This window comes from Bradyrhizobium sp. PRIMUS42, assembly GCF_023006515.1.
GTDB lineage: Bacteria > Pseudomonadota > Alphaproteobacteria > Rhizobiales > Xanthobacteraceae > Bradyrhizobium.
Genome location: NZ_JALBGZ010000822.1, coordinates 1 through 2,543, shown reverse-complemented (window position 1 = coordinate 2,543; position 2,543 = coordinate 1). Strand labels below are relative to the sequence as shown.

At 65.7% G+C, this 2,543-nt stretch carries 2 protein-coding genes and 1 pseudogene; 2 read left to right on the top strand and 1 reads right to left on the bottom strand.

All coding sequences use genetic code 11. The features are described from left to right. Nucleotides 1–503, top strand: a pseudogene (locus MOV75_RS34205) (phenylalanine--tRNA ligase subunit beta); the annotation flags it as partial. 55 nt (nucleotides 504–558) lie between these two features. Further along, nucleotides 559–1,329 (top strand): sulfite exporter TauE/SafE family protein, encoded by a 771-nt coding sequence (locus tag MOV75_RS34200; RefSeq protein WP_247007542.1) that lies wholly within the window; start codon nucleotides 559–561, stop codon nucleotides 1,327–1,329. A gap of 186 nt (nucleotides 1,330–1,515) precedes the next feature. Here MOV75_RS34200 and MOV75_RS34195 read toward each other — a convergent pair. Continuing rightward, nucleotides 1,516–2,543, bottom strand: a 1,028-nt coding sequence (locus MOV75_RS34195; RefSeq protein ID WP_247007541.1) for an FAD-dependent oxidoreductase, incomplete at its 5' end; no start/stop codon positions are given.

Here is a 2,543-nt window from a genome sequence, read left to right as displayed (position 1 = left end):
AGATCGTCGCGGGCGGTCCGGCATGGCTCCATCCGGGTCGCTCCGGCACGATCCAGATCGGGCCGCAGAACGTGCTCGGCACTTTCGGCGAAATGCACCCGCGCGCGCTCGAGGCGCTCGGCGCCGACGGCCCGCTGATGGTGTTCGAGGTGATCCTCGACCGGATCCCCGAGGCCAAGAAAAAGCCGACCCGCGCCAAGCCCGTGATCGAGCTGTCGGCGTTCCAGCCGGTGTCGCGCGACTTCGCCTTCATCGTCGATCGTACTGTGAAGGCCGGCGACATCGTGCGTGCCGCGCAAGGCGTCGACAAGAAGCTGATCACCGGCGTGAGCGTCTTCGACGTCTATGAGGGCAAGGGCATCGACGACGGCAAGAAGTCGATCGCGGTCGCAGTCATGCTCCAGCCGCGCGAGAAGACGTTGACCGACCAGGAGATCGAAGCTGTCGGCGCCAAGATCGTGGCGGAGGTCACGAAGAAGACCGGCGGCACGCTCCGAGCATGATGCCGAAAAGTGTGAAGCGGTTTTCGGACAACATCATGCTCCAGAATCATAGAGCATGACCCTCGCTGATTTCCTGCCCAAGGACGTCAGCCTCACCATTGCGATGGCGCTCTGCGCCGTCGCTTTCGTTTCGGGTACAGCACGCGGCTTCTCCGGCTTCGGCTCGGCGCTGATCTTCATGCCGCTGGCGAGCAGCATCGCTGCGCCGCGACTCGTTGCCGCGTTGCTGCTGGTGATCGATTTTGTTTCGGCAGCGCCGCTGCTGCCGGACGCGTGGCGGAAGGCGGATCGCAAGGCCACCGCCGTGATCGTGCTGGGTGCGCTGATCGGCGTCCCCGTCGGCACCTATTTCCTCAGCGTGCTCGAGCCCGTCACCACGCGCTGGATCATCTCCTGCTTCGTCGCTGCGCTGTTGCTGCTTCTGCTGTCGGGCTGGCGCTATCGCGGCAAGGACCACGCCTGGCTCTCGGTCGGCATCGGCGGCCTCTCGGGCTTCTGCAGTGGCCTGGCGCAGACCGGCGGCCCGCCGATCGTCGGCTATTGGCTCGGCCGCCCGATCGCACCGATCGTCGCGCGCGCCAATATCGTGCTGTTCTTCGGCGCGTCCGATTTCTTGTCGATGATCAGTTACGCGACGACGGGCTTGATCTCGCGCGAGTCGCTGCTGCTGTCGCTGGTCGTCGGCCCGGTCTATGCGATTGGTGTCGCGTTCGGCGCCTCGCTGTTCGGACGCGCGAGCGAGCGGGTGTTTCGCGGCATCTGCTACGCGCTGATCGCGATGGCGGTGATCGCGGGGCTGCCGGTGCTGGACAGGGTGTTGCGGTAACTCTCTCCGTCGCCCCCGCGAACGCGGGGACCCCCATACCGCGTGATCTATCGAGTAGACACAGGTCTGTACCGATAAAGGTCCTGAACGGCGAGTCTTCGCCCAACTACGCCCTGTGGTTATGGGTCCCGGATCTGCGCTTCGCTTGTCCGGGACGACAGTGGAGTTTGCTGCGGCTTAGTTGGCCTATTGGCGCGGCGCCCTACGCTTTTTCGTCGATTGCGTCGGTACGTCGGCCGGATCGTCCTTCAACGCGCCGATCTTGCGCAACGCTGCGTCCGCGGCGCGCTCGCCGCTTTCCCAGGCGCCGTCGACGGTGCCCCATAGCGTCTCATGGGTGGCCTCGCCGGCGAGAAACACATTGCCGATCGGCTCCGCCAAGACTTTTCGCGAGAGCTGACCGCCGGGGGAGGCCGCAGACATCGCGCCCATCACGAAAGGCGACGCATTCCAGCGCGTGGCTGTGGTCTTCTGCACGGCGGCCGCGGCCTCGCTGCCGAACAATTTCGTGATCCATTCCCTGGCGAAGGCCACCATCGCCTTCTCGCCCTGTTCCGAGAGATCGCGGCCGAACGCGCCGCCGACGTCGATGGAGCAGAGCGAGGAGCCGCCGATATTGGCGAACATGAGCGCCGTGCGCGCCGAATTGCTTTGCTCGATGAGGATATCGTCGCGCGACAGGCCGAGCGGATTGCCGGGCAATTGCAGCATGATGCGATCGTAGCTGCCGAGACCGAGCTTCGATGCCGCGTCTAATGTGCGCTTGGGAATGTCGGGCGTGAACTTGATCGCGCCTGATGTCAGCACATTGGTCGAGACCGTGACGATGACGGCGCGCGCGGCGATCTTGCCGGCTTGCGTCTCCACGCTGACGTCGCGGTTGCTCCAGGCGATTCGGCTTGCCGGCGTCGACAGCACCACCGGCGCCTGCTCGCCGAGCTTGGTGATCAGCGTGCCCAGGCCCTGACGGCAGGCGATCGCCGCGTTGCGGTCCTGCGCGCGTCCCTTGTCGATCGCGGACAGCTCCTTGAGGTCCTTGCCTGCAAAGCTCGCGCCCAACATGAATTCGGCTGCGCCCGCCCAGTCGCCGAGATCCTTCGGCAGCACGGACGCACAAGAGGTATCCAGCTTGCCACGCGCGGCCTCGTCGATGGCGCGGTTGGCACGAACCAGCGCCGCCAGGAACTGCTCGGTCTCGCCGGCGCGCGCGTTGC